Here is a 20,618-nt window from a genome sequence, read left to right on the forward strand (position 1 = left end):
GGTAGACTCATTATGTATTTCATCTATAGAATAAACAACTTTTATTTTGCAGAGCAAGAGGTTCCTTCATTATATTCTTTGCTATTTATTAATATTATAAAATGGACGATTGTATTAGTGAGAGGAGAGAAAGAAATGAACAAACTTGTGTTTAAGCAATTTGAAATGACAAGAGAGTACTTCATCAAGATCATAGGGTCTGTTTCTAAGGGCCAAACTGATGTGCAGCCAGATGGTTTCAACAACACCATTCACTGGCATACAGGTCACGTTTTGACAGTTACTGAACAAACTATGTTTGGTTTTCCTCATGCAACCACACATCTTCCCCCAAACTATATGGAATTGTTCGGGAACGGTACTAAACCAGCTGATTGGACGGGGAATATACCTACAATGGATGAGCTTATGGTACAGCTAGAAGATCAATTGGATCGTATTCAGCAAATTCCAGCTGAACAACTAAACATTTCCTTGGAAACACCATTCATGGGATGTAAAACCTTTGGAGAGCTGGCAGGTTTAACACTGATGCATGAAGCAACCCACATGGGACAGATTCAGGCAATGAATCGAGTCATTGAACATGTGAGTGTATAATGATTACGGACCAGAGACGCCTTCTTGCCAAAGAAAAGTGCCCTATAATGAATAACTTTGAAGCTCCTGTAATTAATTTATTTCACCAAACAAATATTTCTTCGCTCGCTCAACGAATTGATGGCCAAGAACCTTGCATTTTTCTTAATTGAATAATTTGCCCTGTATGATAAGCATCATGAAGCATGATGTCCAGCAAATTCCTCTCAAGAGAATTTTGGTCAAGCTTATCTTCGGAAATTGTATTCAATATTTGTCTTAAATTTCGTTGAGCGTTTTCCGCACGTTCAACGACTTTTTTTCATTCCTTATCGTCATTAGATTGATCGGTGAAATAGAAGGTTTCATCTCCGTCGAGATTATGTGTCCATTCACGGCCTTCCAAGTTAGCAGCAAGTTTCTCACTTTTGAATTGCATTTTGGGTCGAGTTACTTATAGCTCAGCCGATAGCAAGATTTGCAATGAAAAAATTACATGCAGGTCAGGCGCGTAAAGCACCAAATGCTTAATAAACAAATCAAATTAAAAGCCGACTGGTTTTATTATTAAAAAACCAGTCGGCTTTTTCTTGTAGAAAATATTAAGCGTTAGTTCACTTTAGTAGTTTTTACAGTCTGCAATCTAAAGATGAAAATAGATAGATTTTTTATTTTAATTTATTTTAAAATTAATATTTCACAATTGCGCGCTTTTCTTTAGTAAGAAGGCGTCTTGTTGATATGCTCCTGCACATAAAGGGATTAGATTATGTTAAGGTGAAAAAATGTGAACATTTTCACTTAAACTCGAGCGCTTATGTTAAAGACGGGATGGATGCGGCGATCCGCTTTTTCTTGTGCTAACGGAGCAGGTTTAAGTACATTAGTTCACAAAGTAGTAAAAGCTAATCTTCCAAATTAGAAAAATCAGTTTTATTACTCAAATATGCGTCCGGTTTGGAATGAGCACCTTAATTTTACTTAACCCATATATTGAATTCCCCATATTCTCATAGATGCAATAATAGGAGATAACTTTTCACCTTGTTCAGTAAGAGAATATTCCACCTTCTTTGGTACTGTATTCTCTACGTTTCGCTTCACAATTCCATCCGCTTCAAGTTCCCTTAGTTGTAACGTCAACATCCTTTGTGAAATACCGGGTATTAATCTTTTAAGTTCATTAAACCTGACAGAATTATTAGATAGGATATCGATTATAATCCCTTTCCACTTTCCACCTATAATGTGTAAAGTCATTTCTATAGGACAAGCCTTTTTTACTTCTGTACTACAGGCTCCAAACCCATTTAAACGGTTACCCAATTTAGTCACCTCATTTAAGTTACAAAAATGTGCGTAATTACATTACAAACTAATTTTTAATATAGTAAGTTTATCAGAAATTCCAAACCATTCTAAAGGAAGTGCTTTTACATGAACCTGATTCAACTATCTCAACATGTATTTAAATGTGAATTTGAAATCGATGTACCCATCCATATTCCAGTTAACATTTGGCTCATTAAGAATAACGATGATGTTTATATCATTGATACAGGTATAGAAAAATTAGTAGATGATCAAATTAAGGCAGCCTTAGCAATAGGAAATCCAAAAGCCATTTTACTTACCCATGGTCACAGTGATCATATACAAGGTGCTGTAAAGTGGTTAGAGAACTTTAACATTCCCATTTATGCACATCAAAAGGAACTGACTTATATCAATGGAGAAGCCCCCTATCCGAACAAAACCATTCTTGAAAAAACAGGTGTAGCAAATATTGTTCAACCATTAACAGAGCAAACACTTCAACACTTGCCTGTACAATACTATTTAACACCGGGGCATTCTCCAGGGCATGTCGTCTACCATCACGAACTTGATAACATCCTATTATCAGGAGACCTTTTTATCTCAAGTAAGGATGATTTACATCCACCCATTAGAAAATTTAGCGTTGATATGAATGAGAACATAGATAGTGGAGCAATTATAGATGATATCAAGCCAACTCTAATCAGCTCTTCTCATGGACAAGATCTTCTCTACAATAAAGATTTATATAAAAAATATGTATTAAGGTATAGAGACTAAAGAAAAGTCACAGATAAATTTAAAAATAAAACAATCAAACGGTAAGTGTACCCAAGTAGGGAATTAAACACTACCGAAAATAACACTAGAATTTATTTAAAGGATTGAAATTGTTATTCCTAGTCAGAATAGTTAAAGAAGATAGGAGATTTAATCGTGTTAGAATTTTTACTTCATATTTTGATAAGTTTCATGGTGTTAGGAATATCATTGTTTCCAGCACAAATGGTAAAAACTAAGGGTGGTGGTACTCTGGCAAATATGGCTGGGATATCTGGATTTTTAGGGATTATTTTAGTAGGTACAGGTATTTTCATCGGAGGAGCAGAGGCTGTACATGCATATCACTACATTACATTTATAGCACAATTGATTATTCTAGGTCTTTCCCTATTAATCTACCGTCTTTTTAAAAAAGTAGGGTATTCAACATTAATAAATATCTGTTCAATTTGCTTAGTCATAATTAGTCATTTAACTTATATTTACTATATTATAGGGAGTTTTTTGTATTACTAAAAATTGATGGGATATTCCGTATTTTTTATTAAACTAACGGGTGCTTATGTTAAATTATCGAATGGCTACTTGCTACGTATAGTCGAGGAAATCCATCATCCTAGCTTGTGTCTGATATACAAACTGTTCTTGGGTATTAAAGAATAATCACATTATTGGTTAAGGTTTCTTAATTTTAAAGTCTAATCGTGAAAACAATTAGGCACTTTTATATCCGTATCACTTGGCAACTGTAAGTACTGGTTATCACCCCGTGATAGCTCCTTTTGATTAACATTTTTACTGGGTGGGTTTTATACTTTCCGTTGAATTAATAAGAAATGGTTGTAAAAAAAGGGTTTTGTCCATAGCAAGCTATTCCTTCTTCACATTAAATATAATAATACCAAAATGAAAGTGGGTGCTTAAGCATGTCAAAAATTCTTACAACAGGACCGATGATGGTACCTCGGAAAATAACAGGTGATCCCAATGGTGGTCCTCCAGACGAGGTTGCTATTACAATTAAAAATCCAACTTCCAAAAATTTCAGGGTGCAAATTTTTGCAGACATTTGTCCTCCGGGCTCAACAACTGAAAGGACTGAATCCTCCGATTTATTTACTATCCCTAAAAATAGCTGTTTAAGATTACGTCTTTTTAATAGTGTTCTTCCAGACTCTATTATTCGTTTATATGCTAAAGGTGGTGTAGATAAAGATGCAGAGAAACTCGAATTATCGTTCGTAGGCAGAAGAGCAAGTGATCGAATGCATGAACCAACCATGTTCTTCCGTCATGCGGATCTAATTGAAGTTGAAGACAAGGATATTCATCATAAACATATTGCCACTTTAACTTCCAATTGGCTAATCGAATAATTTATCCAAATAAAGGAGAACCGTACAATCCATTTATTTTTGGGTTGTACAGTTCTTTTTTTTTAGGTAGTGTTTTAAGAATTGTCAGCACTTCTTTTTTCCTGGGATTTCTTCATCATTGCAGTAGAATATCAAAAGGTGCATTTAATTGCCAACCTTTTTTAAGATTAATAATTAATTCCTTGTATCTATAACGGCAAGAATCCCTTTCCAACGGTCTGGCACCGGTGCAATTTTACCCCATTTCACCGAATACATTCACTTATTTTTCCGTTCATCCCGCTAATGAACTCTTCTAGTATTTCTTTTAAGTGAATTATTCACAAGGTTCAAGAGTTCAACAAGGGGGCTGCCATGGCGGCTCTTTTTTTGTTCCGCTAACGTGCAGTTTAACAAGTTAAAGAGAGGGGGATGATTTTTGCTGCATCCCATTTTCTTTTTCAACAACCCGGCTAACCCAATATGAAAATAGTATAAGAATATTATTAGTAGGAGATACCTACACGTGATTTTATATAATCGCTTGCATTTATCTGTTTAAAGGTAAATTCTGCTGTATCCGGTACGGATATTTCAGCCCCACCCTCCGGCAAAAAGTCTCGCTCTATTCGATATCTGCCTACCCTTTCTCCATCCGGCAAGTACGTAGGACAGATAATCGTCCAATCGAGTATTGATTGTTTAAGCAATTCGTAAACTTTATGATGTTCTTCCGCTGCACGAGTTGATTTACGCTTTGATTCACTGGACTGATAACGCAATAAATTTGGTGTGGTTCTACTTTGCAGGATACCTGCAGTTCCTATAGTTATAATTCGTTGTATACCTTCGTTTTCCATTGCTTCGATAATAAATGGCATACTTTCTGATAGAGTGGTGGTGCCATCAGTATTTAGTGCACTAATAACTACATCAATCCCACGCATTGCACGTACTAGATCATCTTTATTTAAAACATTCCCTTGAAAAACGGTTAAATTTTCATTATTAATTTGAATCTTCTCTGGAGTGCGAACTAATACAGTAACATGATGTTTGTCATGAAGGGCATAAGTCACTATTTGACTTCCAACTCGTCCAGTTGCTCCTAAAATTAAAATATTCATAAGAATGAGGCTCCTTTTGTTTCTTGTTCAAATAACGGTGGCCGCGAAGATGGTACTTCGATGGCAACTCTTTTTTTATTGTTAGGATAGCATGGTTCAATAAGAAGTTGTTATTAAATGTATTTAACAGAAAAAAACACTGATATTTTGTTAGATGAAAACGTAAAGCCATGTCCAGCAATAGTCAATGATAGGGAATTGAACAAAAATAACAGAAAAGAGTTTGGAAAAGTGAAGTGACTCGATCAGTAACCTCTATAGTAATTAGACTCACTAGTTTTGTTAGGACTAAGTGAGGTCAGATCCCGGATTTTGTCCATTTGTGGGTCTGACCCTTATTTAATTCGGAAAAATGGCAATACCAGCAGGAGCATCTCCGACTTTAATCGTATCAATCACTTTTTGGCGTTTAATATTAATCACGGAAACCGTGTCTCCGAGGTTATTAATAATATAAGCGAATTTGCTGTCCTTTGTTATTGCGACAAGAACGGGGCCATCGCCAACTGTTATTGTTTTTATGACCTTATTCTTTTTAATGTCAATGACAGAAACCGTGTCGTCACCAAAATTAGTGACATAAGCAAATTTATTGTCAGGTGTAACAGCAACTCCGATAGGTTCATTTCCCACTTTGATTGTATTCACAATCTTTCGTTTTTTAGTATCAATAACGGACACTGTGTTATCAAGTCTATTGGTGATATAGGCAACTTTTCCATCGTTAGTAAATGCAATCTGGTCTGGACCTTTACCAGTTTTTATCGTTTTAATGACCTCAAGGGTTTTCTCATCGATTATTGTTAGTGTATTGCTGTTAAAATTAACAACGTAAACTTGACTAGGACCTCTACCGGGCAACACATTAACCCCACTAGGATTGTCACCCACTTTAATAGTAGCTAGGAGTTTTTTACCCTTTAAATCCAATACTGAGACAGTATCATCAGCTGCATTCGTAACATAGACAAATTTTTTTGAGGTACTAACATCGGTTGGAAGCTTACCAACTTTTGTTGTACGAATAACTTTATTCTTTTTTCTATCAATCACTTGAAGGGTGTTATCGTTCATATTTACAACATAGACAAATTTGCCGTTTGGTCCGACTGTAATCTCCCAAGGCTTATCACCTGTTTTAATAGTCTCAATAACTTTTCTTGTTTTCGTATTAATAATCGATATTCTATCATCCCCAGAATTGGATACGTAAACAAGGTGAAATGGAGTTTTATCAAACAAAGGGATTCACCACCTTTAATAAATTCTTAGTAATGTATCCTATTCGATTTGCTGCTTTATAGAAACGGCTTATATCTTTATTGATATTCAATTTTTTATTTCCTGTTCAATCCATTTTGGAAGTTTTTTCACAAGAAGGGGGGGTGTTGTTACTAAGCGTTGAAATCTATGTTCTGCTAACTGGGCTGTTTAGTAGAAGAATTCTCTTCTAAAAAGAAAAATGCCCAAAAAGCTTAAGAATAAGCGCAAATGTCCCCACCTTTAATCAGGACGGGGAACATTTGCGTTTATTTTTATAAATGTAGATATATTCCGCATTCCTGGCATTAGTAAACACGGCTACCGATTTTTGGGTTATTTCTATAAACTTTTGTAGGCTGTTTTTTTGAAAAGCGTATTCAGAAAATATTAAATATACTGATTGTTAACCGTTGACAGTTAACTTAAGTTGTCTTACTATTAAAAATAGTTTGATAAAACGCTTGCAAAGTGTTTCAGAAGGGAGGGCGCTTTCATTGGAATCGATTGTTAGAGATACACTAAATACTCAAATCTATCAAATATTAAAGAAACGTTTATTGGAAGGCGATTATATTCCTGGTGATCGATTGGTAGAAGCAAAACTTGCGGAAGAATTCGGTACCAGCCGCGGACCGGTGCGTGAAGCTTTAAAAATCCTGATTCAAGATGAGTTGCTTGTGCAAAAGGGGAATGCCATACATGTGTTCAGCCCTTCAACATCCGATATGATTGATATTTATCAAGTTCGGCAGCAAATGGAATCTCTTGCAGCTAAATTAGCTGCTCAAAAAATTGAATCTTCAGAATTAGAAATCCTTGAAAAAATCGTGGAAGAAACGAAAGCAGCATGGTTAAAACAGGATAAAAATCGTGTAGTGGAATTGAGCATCAAATTTCATGAGATTATCCTGAAGGCATCCGGTAACCACCAGCTGATTTCATTAACAAATATGATTCGGGATAAAGTTACCTATCTAAGGAACAGTGTTGTTAAAGAAGCCATGCGAGATGAGAGTCCTATCGAAGAACATTCACGCATCCTTTCAGCACTTAAAGAAAGGAATGGGGATAAAGCCGCAAAGGTAATGCTAGAACACATTGAGCATGATTTAGGGGCACTTATATCACTTTATAAGTAGAATTCTTCTTTAACTTTAAACAGGTTTAGATTACGGGAGATGAATACAAATGGGAAAAAAAGCATTGGAAGGTTTAAGAGTGCTGGAAATGGGACAGCTAATTGCAGGTCCATTCGCTTCTCGGTTATTAGCGGAATTTGGTGCTGAGGTTATAAAAGTCGAACCTCCAGCTAAGGGTGACCCAATCCGAACATGGCGGGTTATGGAAAACGGTACAAGTCTATGGTGGTATGTTCAATCCAGAAATAAAAAGTCCATTACCATTGACCTGAAGCACCCTGAAGGGCAAGAGCTGATCCGCGGGCTGGTGAAAGAAATTGATATTTTAATAGAGAACTTTCGCCCTGGAACATTGGAAAAGTGGGGTCTCGGATACGAGGAATTAAAAAAAATTAACCCAGGTCTGGTTATGATTCGGGTGTCCGGGTATGGTCAGGATGGTCCGTACAAAGATAAACCAGGTTTTGGATCGATTGGGGAAGCAATGGGTGGTCTTCGCTATATCACGGGATATCCAGATCGTCCTCCGGTTCGAGTGGGTGTAAGTCTTGGAGATTCCTTGTCATCACTTTATGCGGTGATCGGTGCATTAATGGCGGTTTACCATCGTGATGTGAATGGTACAGGTGAGGGACAGGTAATAGACGTTGCCCTATATGAATCGGTGTTTAGTTTAATGGAAAGTGTTCTTCCCGAATATGACCGTGCAGGATTGATTCGTGAAAGATCAGGAAGTATGCTGCCAGGAATTACACCATCAAATACATATGTTTGTTCGGATGGTACGTATATCGTTATTGGTGCGAATGGAGATGCCATTTTTAAAAGGCTTATGTATGCAATGGGGCGAGAGGACATTGCCGAGGATCCGCGCTATGAAAACAATGCCAAACGATCTGAAAATGCGGCATTCTTAGACGGCCTTATCGAAGAATGGACGAAAAGTTTGCCATTTGAGGTAGTAAAGGAATGTTTAGATAAAGCGGGGGTCCCGGCGGGTTCCATTTATTCTGTGGAGGATATAGTAAATGACCCGCATTATCAAGCCAGGAAAATGATTCAGGAAGTAGCCATTGATGGTCTTGGCATGTTGAAGATGCCTGGAATTGTACCAAAGATGAGTGAAACCCCTGGTGAAATTCAGTGGGCAGGACCAGAATTGGGGCAGCACACCGATGATGTTCTTGGCGGGAAGCTGGGCATGACTGAAGAGCAAATAAAGGAACTGAAAGCAAAAGGGGTTATTTAAGAGAAAAACGATCCCATCCAATTTATAAAGCTTGGAATTTCTTAAAATAAGAGGGGATGTCTGATGAACCTTCCAGATAAAGTAGAAATAATCGAAGTCGGGCCCAGGGACGGGATTCAGAATGAAGCTAATTTTATCCCGACTGAAAAGAAAATAGAGCTAATCAATGCACTTAGCAAAACTGGAATCAAACGGATGGAAGCAGTTTCTTTCGTTCATCCGAAATATGTGCCGCAAATGAAGGACGCAAAGGAAGTTCTAAACGGCATAGAAAAAAGCCCTTCCGTTCAATATATGGCGCTGATTCCTAATGAAAAGGGATATGACCGGGCGATAGAGAGCGGAGTCCATTCACTTTCACTGGTAGTAGGGGCAAGTGACAGCTTTAATTTAAAAAATGTAAAAATGAGCCGGGAGCAATCTATTACTAATCTTGCAACGGTAATCGAAAAAGCAAAAGCAAATGATATTTTTATCCGCTATAGTATTGCAACTGCTTTTTGGTGCCCGTTTGAGGGAAAAGTAGATGCTGGCCTGGTTCTTAAAATGGTCGAGGAAGCAGAAATGCTCGGTGCAGATGAAATTGTTCTTGCCGACACCATTGGAAGAGCGAATCCAAAGCAGGTTTTTGAGTTATTTCAGGCTGCCCTTTCATTAAAAACAAAGGCAAGTATTTCTGCTCATTTTCACGATACATATGGCCTGGCACTGGGAAATGTAATGGCTGCATTAGAAGCGGGGGTCACTCGTTTTGATGCTTCTATCGGCGGTCTTGGCGGGTGCCCATTTGCCCCTGGTGCAGCTGGTAATGCAGCAACAGAGGATCTTGTTTTCATGATGCATGAAATGGGCATTGATACGGGGATTGACTTCGAGCAGCTTCTAGCTTGCATCGAATTACTGAAACCATTTACAAATCGGGAATTGACGGGTCATCTTCATAAAGTAAAAGCTTGCCAATCCTAAATAGAGGGACACAATAACTGAACACGATAGGAAGAACAGGGGATTTTGAGAGATTTATATTTAAATATTGAGAGGGAAGGGATTTAAAATGAAGAAGGTAATTTCAAGTTTTCTAGCCTTAATTTTATTAATGGGAATTTTGACAGCTTGTGGGGGAAAGGCAACAAATCAAGCAGCTTCTACAAAAGGGGAAAAAGCTGAAAGCAACAGCGGCGGAGACGGGTACGAAGAAGCTACCATTCGTTTAGCGTACAATCTTCCTCAAGACCATCACATTTCTGTGGGTATTGAAGAATTTGCAAAAAAGGTTACTGAGAAATCTGGCGGTAAGGTAAAAGTACAAGTATATCCAGCTGGACAGTTGTTAAGTGATAAGGAAATGAACCAGTCGATTCTGACAGGCGGGGTAGAGATGGGTTTAAATTCGTCAACACTTTGGGCTTCAACCGTTCCTGCCATGGGTATCTTTGACGTCCCTTATGTTTTCCATGATTATGACGCTGCTGGTAAAGCACTTTCAGGTGATATGGGTAACAAACTAAAGTCTGCTATGGAACAAAAGGGTGCAAAGGTATTATTATTTGCTGACTATGGTTACGCTCAATTTGCTAATAATGTTAGACCGCTCAAATCGCCTGGAGATTTTAAAGGCTTAAAGATTAGAAGTATTGGTGAAATTCCATCAGAACTTATTAAAGCATATGGAGCTTCTCCAGTGTTTATGGGGGCCGGGGAAGTTTATATGGCATTACAGCGTAATACAGTTGATGGTGCAACATCAGGAACAACTGCGATGCTTCAAAGAAAATATGATGAAGTGGTTAAATACTTAACCATTAACAATTATGCCTATTTGGAGTTTATTTTAGCCGTAAATAAAGCTTATTGGGATAAGCTTCCTGCCAAAACGCAAAAGTTAATTGAGGAAACTGCTGCTGAAACGGAAAAAGGGATTCGTGAAAAAGCAAAGGCTGAAGATACGAGAACCGCTAAAGAACTAGAAAAGAAGGGTGTAGAAGTTTACGTTGTTCCTAAAGAAAATCTACAAGTTTGGAAGGACTCGGCTAAACCAGTATATGATATTTTCGAAAAACAAGCGGGAGATCTTGGTAAGGAACTTCTAGACCTTGCTGAAAAACAAAACTAAATTAGTAGAATTATATCATCACCTGGGAGGACATGTCTCCCGGGTGAATTTTTAAATAATGTCGTTTCTGACATATTTTGGAGGAAAAAATGGATTTATTTAAGAAGCTTTATAAATTCATCGATAGAATCATTCGTCTTGGGGGAATCATTTCTGGCCTATTCGTAGTGCTTATGACAGGAATGATCTTTTATGAGATAGTGTCTCGTGCTATTTTCAATTCCCCAACGATCTTTGCGACGGAATTATCCATTTATTCGTTGATTGGAAGCTGTTTTATCGGAAGCGGATACGCGTTAAGAACTTTTTCACATATTACAGTAGATCTGTTAACAAATGCGGTCCCATTGAAAGTAAAAAATATTTTGGATGTGATCTCCAATATATTAGGACTCCTTTTTAGTGTCATTTTCACATTTTACTCGATCCTGCATGTCCAAGGGACTTATACAATCGGAACAACATCCTCTTCACTATTAAGGGTGCCGATGTATATACCGGAAATGATGCTTCCAATCGGCGGGGTATTGCTTTGCTTGGCATTTATCTTACAAATCATTGATGGTTTTAGTCCGAAAGGAGAGACTCACGCATGAATATATTTTTCCTTGGAGGAATGGGGACTCTCCTATTAATTGGTCTGCCCGTTGCCTTTACTCTAGGTTTACTTACGATAGGCGGAATGTATTTCTTTAATGGCGGAACACTAGCATTCAATCAAATCCCGATTATTTCATATAAGGCATTGGATTCGTTTGAGCTGACGGCTCTTCCATTATATGTATTAATGAGCCAGATTTTATTAGTTTGCGGTGTAGGGAAAGATTTATATGAAATGGCAAGCAAATGGTTCAGACATTTACCTGGCGGGCTTGCTATAGGCACTATTTTCTGCTGTGCCATTTTTGCTGCTATTTCAGGCTCTAGTGTTGCAACGGCTGTAACGGTTGGCTCAGTGGCTATTCCAGAAATGGTTAAACGAGGCTATACGAAAAGATATGTTTTAGGTTTAGTAGCCGCAGGCGGCACCTTAGGGATTTTGATCCCGCCTAGCGTTCCGATGATTCTTTATGGAAATATCACTGGAGAATCTGTAGGGAAACTTTTCATTGCTGGTATTGTTCCTGGATTACTCCTTACATTACTTTTCACCATATTTGCCTCCTGGCAGACAAGACATATTAAGGAAAAGGCAGCTACATGGGCGGAAAGATTTGAGGCATCGAAAAAAGCTATATGGGGGTTAATCCTGCCAGTTATCATTATCGGTGGTATTTATTCAGGCTTGTTTACACCAACTGAAGCGGCGGCAGTGGGGGTAATCTTTAGCCTATTAGTCGCTGGATTGGCCTATAGAAATTTAACGTTTAAAAATATGAAAGAAATCTTATTTTCAACCGTTCAAACAAATGCAATGATTCTTTTCATTATTGTTGGGGCCATGCTGCTTGGCTTTATTTTAACGGTTCTAAGAATCCCACAAACCATTACCGAAATGGCAACATCATGGGATGTTTCCCCTTGGGTCATTTTTATATTAATAAATATCGTATTGTTGATTCTAGGGTGTTTCTTGGAGACGGTTTCCATTATCGTGATTACTGTTCCAATTTTATATCCAATTATTACATCTTTAGGTTTTGATCCAATCTGGTTCGCTATTATTTTGGTTATTAATATGGAATTAGCATTAATTACACCACCTGTCGGACTGAATTTATTCGTATTAAAGGGTGTAGACAAATCCGCCTCTATGTCAGAAATTACTCGTGGTGTCTTTTCATATGCCATTATCATGATACTATTCATCGGACTGCTTGCGATATTCCCAGAAATAGTCACATTCCTTACTAATACGGGGAATATAAAATAAGGAACAGCACTTGACCGGCATCTTTAGGATGCCGGTTTTTGTGTGACGGGTGGGTTACGGAGGATATCCTGGCAATTTAAATATTTTCTTTGGGGTTGTAACAATAAATTTATCAGTGTGTCTTCTGTAAATTCCTTGTGAATAAAAAGAGCATCAAATTGGATGCTCTTTTCAGGATTAGAAACATTGTAATGTAAACCTTACTCTATCAAATTGCTTGTTTGCTAATTCTTCCTTTTTAATGCAAAAGTAAAGCAGCCCGCAATCTCCCCACATCACCTCTAAATCCTCTTCATCGGAGTCGATTTGGAACAATAATACCGATTCCTTTTCGTCGTTATATAGCTCTTCGAACACATCGTTTTGCACATTAAATGGTTCGCCAAGCATGTAATGAGCGGGGGAGGTGTTACCTTCTTCATCTTCCGGCTGCATTAATTCTTGACGAAAGTTCCAAAAGTTCTCTTCTTCGTCTTCGTTTTCAAATGTAAGATTAGCAGGATTTTCAGATATCGTAGAGATGTTCTTGAAATTCACCTGGAAAGCATTTAATGGATAATAGTCATCGGTGATCTCTGGATAATCTTTTCTTTTCAGTGTGTTCAAATCGCCATCAAAATAAAGGACTTTAAAACATCCTTCATCCTCTTCAAAGCCCCAAGGCTGCTCAGCGACATCGTAAAAAAGATACAATATCCCGCTGTCGGGAAGCAAAGAATCTTTATCAAATGGTTTAATTTCTTTTAGGTTAAATTGGCCGACAAACGTTAAGTAGCCTTTATCAAATTTGGGGAATTCCATTTCATCAGGCAGATCTGGCAAACCGCCTAATTTCGAGGAACCAATAGGAATAAACTCTTCATCGACTTTTGTTTTTTCTATTTTAATGGAGCTTTTCAAAGCTGAGATAATATCTGTTTTTTTATGGTACAACTCATAATCACGAAGTAATGTCTCAATGTGCTGCATAAGACAGAATCCCCCTTTTTTTTGCCGTTTTTTTAAATCCTATTAGTCAAAACAAACCTGCTATAAATCTATTATATAAAAAAACTTTAAGCTTGTTTGTTATGTTTTGGTAAATGCTGAAAAAGGTTGAAAATAGAAAAAGTAGGGGGTTTTATTCCTTACTAAGATGATTAACTTTTTTATTAATTTTAACAGCTGAATTTCTACTACATTCGTGTAACAAATAGTTTCATTTGTTAAAATTTTTTTGCTTTTGTTTGAATTTATTTTAAGAGATTGTTAAATCTTGAACAATCCTCCCTGAAGCCAAAATACATTTGCTATGCTGTGGAGGTATCGAAACTAAATTGCGGAGGTGTTGTTAATGTTAGTAAATTGGTTAAGACAAAGCAAAACTGCATCTGGTATTTTAACTGTTCTTCGTTTATATCTTAGTTACGTTTGGCTCACGGCGGGGTGGCACAAATTATCAAGCGGGGATTTTGACGCTTCGGGATTTTTAAAAGGAGCAATCGCTAACCCAGTTAAAGGTCCTGACGGTGCGGTTGTTTTTGGCTGGTATGTTGATTTCTTAAAACATGTTGCATTGCCTAATGCCCATATCTTCAATACGATTATTCCTTTAGGTGAATTTCTTGTTGGTTTAGGATTATTACTAGGATGCTTAACAACAGCTGCCATGTTCTTTGGTCTATTGATGAACTTCTCTTATTTATTTGCTGGAACGATTTCTTCGAACCCATTAGATATTTTATTAGGAGTTATAATCCTATTTGCAGGCGCTAATGCTGGAAGAGTCGGACTAGACGGCTGGATAAAGCCATTCATTAGAAAAACAGTCCTTAAACGCAAAGTAAAAGGCAACAACCAAACCGTGAAAGATAACCAATCAGTCATAGACAATAAACCTGTCAACCTAAATTAGATGCATGGGGACGGTTCTTTTGCATCGTTTTCAGCTTTTTTCAGCTGTATTTGCTGGAGATGGAACCTGAACCGGCACTGTGGAATGGGACAAGAGAACCGTCCCTATGCATCATATTAACTTGAGTTGTCGCGAAATAAATCAATATACAAGTTTCCTTTTGTTCCTACAACTGCGTAAGAAATTTCAGAGACCTGAACGTTTCTCTTTTTTAATTCTGCCAAGAACCAGTCTTTATCGTAATCGTGGGTAGAAAAATTTTTGTCTAATATTTCTCCATCAATCACCAGTTCTACCGGAACCTTGCTTGAGAGTGGGACCAAATTTAGGTCCTTTCGCACTACAGTTTGGTATTCTGCTTTTTTTAAAACTGATAGAGAACCATTTACTTCTAAAATGGCACATTCCACTTCTTCGATGTTAAAGATATCTTTTCCGCGTAATGCCTGTGTAAGCATATCTAAAGAATAACCAATCTTCTTAAGTGATTCTTCCATGATTTTTCCTTCTTGAATTAAGAAAGTTGGTTTTCCGGCAATCCATTCCTTATAGCGGTGTTTTTTAACAGCGAGGGTATTCAATGTAAAAATAACAGCACCCATTATAACGAATGCAAGGATAAAATACCGGAACTTAATATTTAGATTGAATGCTAGATTTCCTGCAATGGTTCCCATGGTAATCGTAGCGATGAAAAGGTGATACGTCTTTTGGAATATGGTCTGTTTCCCAAGAATGTGTACAAAAACCCATAAGATGATAAATGCTGTTAAGGTTCTAAAGATGATTTCTAAAGATCCTGGCATCGCTGTTCTCCCTTGCAAAAGTCAAAACGGTAATAGTTGGCATCGATAAGTTAAAAATATTATGTTCTTCCTGCAAGTGAATTATCCGGTGTGTTTATATTTCATAAATTATCCAATGTAAATATGAACGTTCTCTTATTGGTGTTTCTTTAAAAATTTCAACATTTCGTTGAAGGCAAGTTGAAATGATTGTTCCTTAAATTTAGCAGAGTACGGGTCACTAAATCCGTGTTGTCCACTAAATTTATGGATCTCGATATTTTTTTGATCAAGGTTTGAAATTAACTGATCGACATTAAAGGATTGTTCCTCTTCTGGAAAGAATAAAACCGTAGGGCATCGCGGCACGATCTGTTGGTAATTTCGAATTCTCGAACCATAATAGGCGACGACTCCATCCAGACTATCTTCCTCACTGCACAGCCAAGCAGCAGTTGCGCCAACGCTAAATCCAATCAGATATATTTTTTCGTAATTATATTTTACATCTAACAATAGATTCTTTATTTTTTTAACAGCTTCGGTGAAACCTACATTGTTCATAAAATGATGGTAGGCAATCTCTTCTTCAGAATAAGTAAAAGGTTGTTCTCGCTCTAATAAGTTCGGGCAGATCACATCAAAACCCTGTGTTGATAATAAATCACAAAAGTCTTCCATATGTTGATTAATGCCATAGATTTCGTGTATGACAATAATCAAATGACTTGAATTCTTCAGTATTTGGAGCATTTTATCCCCCATAGAGTGTCAATATTTTAAAGTAAGCTTTCCGCAAATTGCTCTTCGGAAATGACTTTAAATCCATTTCTTTTTAGTAAGGCAGAAGTGACTCCCATACCCTCTATTTTTTCGCCAATAAATTTGCCGTTATAGATCATCGAACTCCCGCAAGACGGACTATTTTCCTTAAGAACCACTAAAGTCGCTTTTATTTCTTTTGCTTTTTCAAGTGCAGCATAAGCTCCGTTTAGATAAAGCTGGGTAACATCATTTCCTGATTGATCTACTACTTTCGCCTTTCCATCCAGAACATCTTCACCGTTACCGCCGGTGATTTCAGCAGGCGCTCTTGGCGTTGAAAAGCCGCCAAGTAATTCTGGACAAATGGTAATTGCTTTATTTTCTTCTACTAGTTTCCTAATTTTATTATTTAAACTATGTGTACCGTTATATCGCACTTCCAATCCCGCTAAACACGAACTCACCAATATCATTACACTAACCCCCTCAATGTAAATTTTAGCATATTTCACAGGGGGATCTTCTTGCTTTTTGGTATAGGGAATGATTGTAATAGGTAAATAAAACACTCACTTTGGAAAGTAAAGCCGCCGAAAATGGCAGTTGGATTTGAAGCAAGGGTTACATAGTTCTACCTTCATTCTCGTAACCCCTTCTGAAATTCCCAAATCTAATTTGATTTTTAGTAAATTGACAATCCCAATTCCATTCGATAATATTTTTTATTATAGATAAAATAGAAACAACTATTTCTATAATAGAAATAAAACTCAAAGTTGGGGGGATAGGATGATAACGTTACTAACAATTGGCCAAACTCCAAGAGAGGACTTAATGAAGGCTTTTCATTTAGGTGGAGTGGATGAGCTGCAGCTGATAGGCGCCCTGGATGATGTTTCTCAGGAAAAAATCAATTGGTTAGCAAACCAGCCAGGGGAAGAAAAATTATATGTTGTATTAAAAAATGGAATGGCAAATATAAATCACCAGCTAATCGAGCAGAAAATTGAAAAATTAATAAAAGAATACGAGAAATCATCTGATGCTATTGCCGTTCTTTGTATGAGTGAGTTTGAATGCACATCCGATCAAACTCCGATTATTTATCCAGTTCAAGAGATGAAAGAAGCCGTGGCAGGAATTCAAAGTGATGATACGACCGTCATTTTTGTTCCAATCAAAGAGCAGCTAAAATCAGCTCAAGTGAAATGGAGCAATGTTAAGGGGAAAAAGTATTTTGCAGCTGTTCATCCTAAATCACCTGCTGTTCTAGATGAAATCGAGAAAGAAATTGAATTCTATCAAGCAAATCATATTATTATGGATTGTTATGGATATGATTATGAATTAGTTGCAAAAATTGAAAATAAATACCCTTGTTCTTGTCATAACGTACAGCATCTTGTTGTGCAGAGAGTGAAGAAGGTTAAGCATGACTAAAGAAAGTTCAGAAATTTTATTAACTTTAGATAAAGGATTACAAGTAATAAAATATCTATCCATGATTAATCGACCCATATCGGTTGGTGAATTATCAAAAGAAGTAGATATTAATAAATCAACAATGTTCAGAATTTTAAAAACCCTACAAAGAAGAGGCTTTGTTTTTCAACAGGAAAATGGGGATTATGGTTTAAGAGTAGAGGAATTTTATCTCATTGTTGACCGTTTTGACCAAAATGAGGCTCTCCAAAGGGCGCTTAGGCCGGAGCTGGAGCAATTATCTAAAAAATGTGCAGAGACTGTAACACTTTCAGCTCTTGTTGAAGAAAACGTGGAATGTATTGATAAAATTGACAGCCAGCAGTCCGTGCATGTTACCCAGATTGTGGGGAGATATTCTCCTTTACATGCAGCAGCATCAGGAAAGGCTGTATTAGCCTTTCTTCCCCAGCCGAAAGTTGAAAAGATCATCAGTAAAGGGAATTTAAAAAGATTTACAGAGGCGACAACCGTTTCAAAAGAGAAACTTCTAGAGGATTTACAGGAAATAAAAGCGAGGGGCTTTGCTGTTAGCCATGGGGAACTCGATATTGGAGTTAGTGCGGTAGCCGCTCCTATTTTTGCTAAATCGGGATCAGTAGTAGGTTCGGTCAGTATACTGGGATTTAGTCAAAAATTTACTGAAGAAACAATAGATCATTTATCGGAAATTTTATTAGAAACGGCTGGTAACATGTCAGCTTTATTAAACTATTAATGGGGTGGAGAAATGGAATTGATCAACAAGGAAAGATTATGGGAAACGGTTCATGCTTTAGCAGCCATTACAATCGAAGGGAAACCATGGACAAGACGATCTTTTACGGCTAAATATAACGACGGCCGGGAATGGCTGAAAAACCAAATGCAGGATATGGGCTTAGAAGTTGAGGTAGATGCTGCAGCGAATGTCATTGGACGTTTGATTGGGACTGAACCGAACCTGCCGTCCATTGTGATTGGTTCCCATACGGATACGGTTCCAGACGGAGGAAGATTTGATGGAATCGCCGGGGTTCTTGCAGGACTAGAAATTGTTCGATCTTTAAAAGAACAAAATATCCAGCTTAAACATACGATTGAAATTGTCGATTTTACTGCCGAAGAGCCTTCTGAATATGGGTTATCTACTGTTGGAAGCCGTGCTTGGTCTGGGAACTTGACAACGGAAATGTTGACTTATACCAATGCAGATGGTCAATCTTTAGCGGAAGCTATCTCTTTTGCAGGGGGAAATCCAGAGGAAATAAATAAGTGTCTAAAAGAAAAAGATGAGATTGCTTTATACCTGGAGCTGCATATTGAACAGGGGCCGGTCCTATTAAATAAGACTGCTAATTTAGGTGTTGTGACCGGGATTGTTGGAATACAACGTTTTAAGATTTTCGTAGATGGATTACCAAATCATGCTGGAACAACACCGATGGATATGAGAAATGATGCGCTTACAGCTGCGTCTGAAATGACGTTGGCTATCGAGCGAATTGCCGGGAAAAAGTATGAACAGCCCGTTGTTGGCACGGTTGGGGTTTTTAATAATTTTCCGAATGCCTCCAATGTTGTACCAGGAAAAGTAGAATTTCAAGTTGAGATTCGCAGTATTTCTGAAGAAGTAATTGATCAGGTAGCTAGTCAATTTTTATCAGAAGCGGACTCGATTGCCAGCAGGAGAAATGTAGGTTTGAAGACCGAAAAAGTTTCACGTTCAAAAGCGATCATTGTCCGTGATGAAATTAAGCACCTTTTAGAGAACTCATGCAGAACGATTACAGACAAAGTTATTGAGCTGCCGAGCGGGGCAGGGCATGATGCGAATCAAATGTCCTTGCTTGCTCCGGTAGGGATGATTTTTATACCATGCAAAGATGGAAGAAGCCACTGCCCGGAAGAATGGGCTGAAAAAGAAGATTTGTATTTGGGAACAAAAGCCTTGTTGAATGCTGTTCTGGAGTTTTCTAAATAAAGCTGTCCATTATTTTTGACTTTTTCGTAGGTTCAGTAACCTTGATATTTTAAGGTTGTTGGGCCTTTTTAAATTTAATTTTCAGATAATGGAGAATAATACCGCTTGCAAGAAAGATCAAAAATATGTATTATCAAATATAGATAATACATTATCAATATTTGATAAAAAGAAGGTAATATCGTGAGTGCAGAAAAAACGTTGGAAATTTTAGAGTTGTTTGATTTTGAATCAAGAACGCTTTCAGTTCCAGAAATCGCAGCGAAGTTACAACAACCGCAAAGCTCCGTATATCGACATATGCGAGTACTGAAGGAAAAAGGATACATTATTGAGTATTCACCAGGACTGTATAGTTTAGGCTATATTTTTTTAAAGTTAGCGAAAATTGTCAAAATGGATATTAATTTGCCAGCGGTTGCTCAAGATGCAATGAGGGAATTAACAAGAACAACAGGAGAAACCTCTATTTTACTTGTTCCCTCCAATTTACAAGCGGTTTGTTTAGCATCTGTTCCATCAGGGCATCCAATAAAGGTTTCCTCTGAACAGGGGACCATTGTCCCTCTTTATGGAGGTGCCTCCTCAAAAGCATTACTAGCCTATATGGGGGACCGTGTTGTTGAAGAAATATTTAACACAAATATGGTTAAAAGGCACACGGAACACACCATTTTAAGCATAGATGAAATGAAAAATCATTTAGCAGATATTCGAGAAAAAGGCTATGCATTTTCAGAAAGTGAGATTGACTATGGTGTTACCGCATATGGAATGCCAATCTTTGATAGTGATGGTAAGTTAGTTGCATCTTTGAGTATTGCAGGACCAAAGGAACGCTTGGAAAACAAAAGGGTGGAGGAAATTGTAAACGCACTCAAAGATGCAGTTGAAAAAATACAAGATCAAATTTAACCGGAGGGATGAA

At 37.4% G+C, this 20,618-nt stretch carries 22 protein-coding genes and 1 pseudogene; 15 read left to right on the forward strand and 8 right to left on the reverse strand.

Annotation, left to right across the window (positions count from 1 at the left end; translation table 11 throughout):
- Positions 1 to 135 precede the first annotated feature (135 nt).
- Positions 136 to 600 (forward strand): DinB family protein, encoded by a 465-nt coding sequence (locus V5M37_RS03815; protein ID WP_423800829.1) that lies wholly within the window; start codon positions 136 to 138, stop codon positions 598 to 600.
- 109 nt (positions 601 to 709) lie between these two features.
- On the opposite strand, the pseudogene V5M37_RS03820 reads toward V5M37_RS03815, so the two are convergent.
- Both V5M37_RS03820 and V5M37_RS03825 read right to left on the reverse strand, forming a co-directional pair.
- Positions 710 to 1,012, reverse strand: a pseudogene (locus V5M37_RS03820) (DinB family protein); the annotation flags it as partial.
- A 548-nt stretch (positions 1,013 to 1,560) separates the two neighbouring features.
- Positions 1,561 to 1,905, reverse strand: a complete 345-nt coding sequence (locus tag V5M37_RS03825) for a winged helix-turn-helix transcriptional regulator (RefSeq protein WP_423800830.1) — start codon at positions 1,903 to 1,905, stop codon at positions 1,561 to 1,563.
- Positions 1,906 to 2,016: 111 nt separating this feature from the next.
- Between V5M37_RS03825 and V5M37_RS03830 the strand changes: the two genes are divergently transcribed.
- The 3 genes from V5M37_RS03830 (at position 2,017) to V5M37_RS03840 (ending at position 4,058) form a co-directional block, all read left to right on the forward strand.
- Positions 2,017 to 2,679 (forward strand): MBL fold metallo-hydrolase, encoded by a 663-nt coding sequence (locus V5M37_RS03830; protein WP_423800831.1) that lies wholly within the window; start codon positions 2,017 to 2,019, stop codon positions 2,677 to 2,679.
- A 156-nt stretch (positions 2,680 to 2,835) separates the two neighbouring features.
- The gene (locus V5M37_RS03835; protein WP_423800832.1) at positions 2,836 to 3,198 is read left to right on the forward strand and encodes a hypothetical protein; all 363 of its coding nucleotides are present in this window, start codon (positions 2,836 to 2,838) and stop codon (positions 3,196 to 3,198) included.
- Between the two features lie 410 nt (positions 3,199 to 3,608).
- Positions 3,609 to 4,058, forward strand: a complete 450-nt coding sequence (locus V5M37_RS03840; RefSeq protein WP_423800833.1) for a hypothetical protein — start codon at positions 3,609 to 3,611, stop codon at positions 4,056 to 4,058.
- A gap of 485 nt (positions 4,059 to 4,543) precedes the next feature.
- On the opposite strand, the gene V5M37_RS03845 is transcribed toward V5M37_RS03840, so the two are convergent.
- Together V5M37_RS03845 and V5M37_RS03850 are read right to left on the reverse strand one after the other, a co-directional pair.
- Entirely contained in the window at positions 4,544 to 5,164 is a 621-nt protein-coding gene (locus V5M37_RS03845) for an NAD(P)-dependent oxidoreductase (protein WP_423800834.1), read from the reverse strand.
- Between the two features lie 339 nt (positions 5,165 to 5,503).
- Positions 5,504 to 6,406: a beta-propeller fold lactonase family protein gene (locus V5M37_RS03850; protein WP_423800835.1), complete on the reverse strand. Its 903-nt coding sequence runs from the start codon at positions 6,404 to 6,406 to the stop codon at positions 5,504 to 5,506.
- Positions 6,407 to 6,921: 515 nt separating this feature from the next.
- Here V5M37_RS03850 and V5M37_RS03855 point away from each other — a divergent pair.
- From V5M37_RS03855 to V5M37_RS03880, 6 genes are all read left to right on the forward strand, one after another.
- Entirely contained in the window at positions 6,922 to 7,566 is a 645-nt protein-coding gene (locus tag V5M37_RS03855; protein ID WP_423800836.1) for a GntR family transcriptional regulator, read from the forward strand.
- Positions 7,567 to 7,615: 49 nt separating this feature from the next.
- A complete protein-coding gene (locus tag V5M37_RS03860) occupies positions 7,616 to 8,815 on the forward strand; it encodes a CaiB/BaiF CoA transferase family protein (RefSeq protein ID WP_423800837.1) in 1,200 nt (399 codons plus the stop codon).
- A gap of 63 nt (positions 8,816 to 8,878) precedes the next feature.
- The gene (locus tag V5M37_RS03865; RefSeq protein ID WP_423800838.1) at positions 8,879 to 9,781 is read left to right on the forward strand and encodes a hydroxymethylglutaryl-CoA lyase; all 903 of its coding nucleotides are present in this window, start codon (positions 8,879 to 8,881) and stop codon (positions 9,779 to 9,781) included.
- 88 nt (positions 9,782 to 9,869) lie between these two features.
- A complete protein-coding gene (locus V5M37_RS03870; protein ID WP_423800839.1) occupies positions 9,870 to 10,928 on the forward strand; it encodes a DctP family TRAP transporter solute-binding subunit in 1,059 nt (352 codons plus the stop codon).
- Between the two features lie 89 nt (positions 10,929 to 11,017).
- Positions 11,018 to 11,524 (forward strand): TRAP transporter small permease, encoded by a 507-nt coding sequence (locus V5M37_RS03875; RefSeq protein WP_423800840.1) that lies wholly within the window; start codon positions 11,018 to 11,020, stop codon positions 11,522 to 11,524.
- Positions 11,521 to 12,801 (forward strand): TRAP transporter large permease, encoded by a 1,281-nt coding sequence (locus V5M37_RS03880; RefSeq protein WP_423800841.1) that lies wholly within the window; start codon positions 11,521 to 11,523, stop codon positions 12,799 to 12,801. Before V5M37_RS03875 ends, V5M37_RS03880 begins: the two co-directional genes overlap by 4 nt.
- Before the next feature lie 177 nt (positions 12,802 to 12,978).
- Here the strand turns inward: V5M37_RS03880 and V5M37_RS03885 are convergent, their stop codons facing one another.
- Entirely contained in the window at positions 12,979 to 13,770 is a 792-nt protein-coding gene (locus V5M37_RS03885; protein ID WP_423800842.1) for a YwqG family protein, read from the reverse strand.
- Between the two features lie 364 nt (positions 13,771 to 14,134).
- On the opposite strand from V5M37_RS03885, the gene V5M37_RS03890 reads away from it, so the two are divergent.
- Positions 14,135 to 14,695 (forward strand): DoxX family membrane protein, encoded by a 561-nt coding sequence (locus V5M37_RS03890; protein ID WP_423800843.1) that lies wholly within the window; start codon positions 14,135 to 14,137, stop codon positions 14,693 to 14,695.
- A gap of 116 nt (positions 14,696 to 14,811) precedes the next feature.
- Here V5M37_RS03890 and V5M37_RS03895 read toward each other — a convergent pair whose 3' ends face one another.
- The 3 genes from V5M37_RS03895 to V5M37_RS03905 all read right to left on the reverse strand — a co-directional run bounded on the left by V5M37_RS03895 (position 14,812) and on the right by V5M37_RS03905 (position 16,718).
- Entirely contained in the window at positions 14,812 to 15,501 is a 690-nt protein-coding gene (locus V5M37_RS03895; protein ID WP_423800844.1) for a DUF421 domain-containing protein, read from the reverse strand.
- A 135-nt stretch (positions 15,502 to 15,636) separates the two neighbouring features.
- Entirely contained in the window at positions 15,637 to 16,233 is a 597-nt protein-coding gene (locus V5M37_RS03900) for a dienelactone hydrolase family protein (RefSeq protein WP_423800845.1), read from the reverse strand.
- Positions 16,234 to 16,259: 26 nt separating this feature from the next.
- Positions 16,260 to 16,718 carry a DUF523 domain-containing protein gene (locus V5M37_RS03905; protein WP_423800846.1) on the reverse strand — a complete coding sequence of 153 codons (459 nt, stop codon included), beginning with the start codon at positions 16,716 to 16,718 and terminating at the stop codon, positions 16,260 to 16,262.
- Between the two features lie 316 nt (positions 16,719 to 17,034).
- Here V5M37_RS03905 and V5M37_RS03910 point away from each other — a divergent pair, with 316 nt between their 5' ends.
- From V5M37_RS03910 to V5M37_RS03925, 4 genes are all read left to right on the forward strand, one after another.
- Entirely contained in the window at positions 17,035 to 17,685 is a 651-nt protein-coding gene (locus V5M37_RS03910) for an AroM family protein (protein ID WP_423800847.1), read from the forward strand.
- Complete coding sequence (locus tag V5M37_RS03915) at positions 17,678 to 18,445, forward strand: IclR family transcriptional regulator (protein WP_423800848.1); 768 nt, start codon at positions 17,678 to 17,680, stop codon at positions 18,443 to 18,445. Before V5M37_RS03910 ends, V5M37_RS03915 begins: the two co-directional genes overlap by 8 nt.
- A gap of 12 nt (positions 18,446 to 18,457) precedes the next feature.
- Positions 18,458 to 19,690 (forward strand): Zn-dependent hydrolase, encoded by a 1,233-nt coding sequence (locus V5M37_RS03920; RefSeq protein WP_423800849.1) that lies wholly within the window; start codon positions 18,458 to 18,460, stop codon positions 19,688 to 19,690.
- Between the two features lie 183 nt (positions 19,691 to 19,873).
- Positions 19,874 to 20,605 (forward strand): IclR family transcriptional regulator, encoded by a 732-nt coding sequence (locus tag V5M37_RS03925; protein ID WP_423800850.1) that lies wholly within the window; start codon positions 19,874 to 19,876, stop codon positions 20,603 to 20,605.
- The last annotated feature ends 13 nt before the right edge of the window (positions 20,606 to 20,618 follow it).

The sequence above is a fragment of the Neobacillus sp. SAB-20_R2A genome (assembly GCF_049568635.1).
In the GTDB taxonomy this organism is placed as follows: domain Bacteria; phylum Bacillota; class Bacilli; order Bacillales; family Cytobacillaceae; genus Neobacillus; species Neobacillus citreus.

Bases quoted from the DNA above. Each gene is read 5' to 3' on its own strand.
- V5M37_RS03915 (WP_423800848.1), top strand. From the start codon at position 17,678: ATGACTAAAGAAAGTTCAGAAATTTTATTAACTTTAGATAAAGGATTA.
- V5M37_RS03895 (WP_423800844.1), bottom strand. From the start codon at position 15,501: ATGCCAGGATCTTTAGAAATCATCTTTAGAACCTTAACAGCATTTATC.
- V5M37_RS03870 (WP_423800839.1), top strand. From the start codon at position 9,870: ATGAAGAAGGTAATTTCAAGTTTTCTAGCCTTAATTTTATTAATGGGA.
- V5M37_RS03860 (WP_423800837.1), top strand. From the start codon at position 7,616: ATGGGAAAAAAAGCATTGGAAGGTTTAAGAGTGCTGGAAATGGGACAG.
- V5M37_RS03890 (WP_423800843.1), top strand. From the start codon at position 14,135: ATGTTAGTAAATTGGTTAAGACAAAGCAAAACTGCATCTGGTATTTTA.
- V5M37_RS03880 (WP_423800841.1), top strand. From the start codon at position 11,521: ATGAATATATTTTTCCTTGGAGGAATGGGGACTCTCCTATTAATTGGT.
- V5M37_RS03830 (WP_423800831.1), top strand. From the start codon at position 2,017: ATGAACCTGATTCAACTATCTCAACATGTATTTAAATGTGAATTTGAA.
- V5M37_RS03885 (WP_423800842.1), bottom strand. From the start codon at position 13,770: ATGCAGCACATTGAGACATTACTTCGTGATTATGAGTTGTACCATAAA.
- V5M37_RS03815 (WP_423800829.1), top strand. From the start codon at position 136: ATGAACAAACTTGTGTTTAAGCAATTTGAAATGACAAGAGAGTACTTC.
- V5M37_RS03905 (WP_423800846.1), bottom strand. From the start codon at position 16,718: ATGATATTGGTGAGTTCGTGTTTAGCGGGATTGGAAGTGCGATATAAC.
- V5M37_RS03920 (WP_423800849.1), top strand. From the start codon at position 18,458: ATGGAATTGATCAACAAGGAAAGATTATGGGAAACGGTTCATGCTTTA.
- V5M37_RS03910 (WP_423800847.1), top strand. From the start codon at position 17,035: ATGATAACGTTACTAACAATTGGCCAAACTCCAAGAGAGGACTTAATG.
- V5M37_RS03865 (WP_423800838.1), top strand. From the start codon at position 8,879: ATGAACCTTCCAGATAAAGTAGAAATAATCGAAGTCGGGCCCAGGGAC.
- V5M37_RS03875 (WP_423800840.1), top strand. From the start codon at position 11,018: ATGGATTTATTTAAGAAGCTTTATAAATTCATCGATAGAATCATTCGT.
- V5M37_RS03840 (WP_423800833.1), top strand. From the start codon at position 3,609: ATGTCAAAAATTCTTACAACAGGACCGATGATGGTACCTCGGAAAATA.
- V5M37_RS03845 (WP_423800834.1), bottom strand. From the start codon at position 5,164: ATGAATATTTTAATTTTAGGAGCAACTGGACGAGTTGGAAGTCAAATA.
- V5M37_RS03900 (WP_423800845.1), bottom strand. From the start codon at position 16,233: ATGCTCCAAATACTGAAGAATTCAAGTCATTTGATTATTGTCATACAC.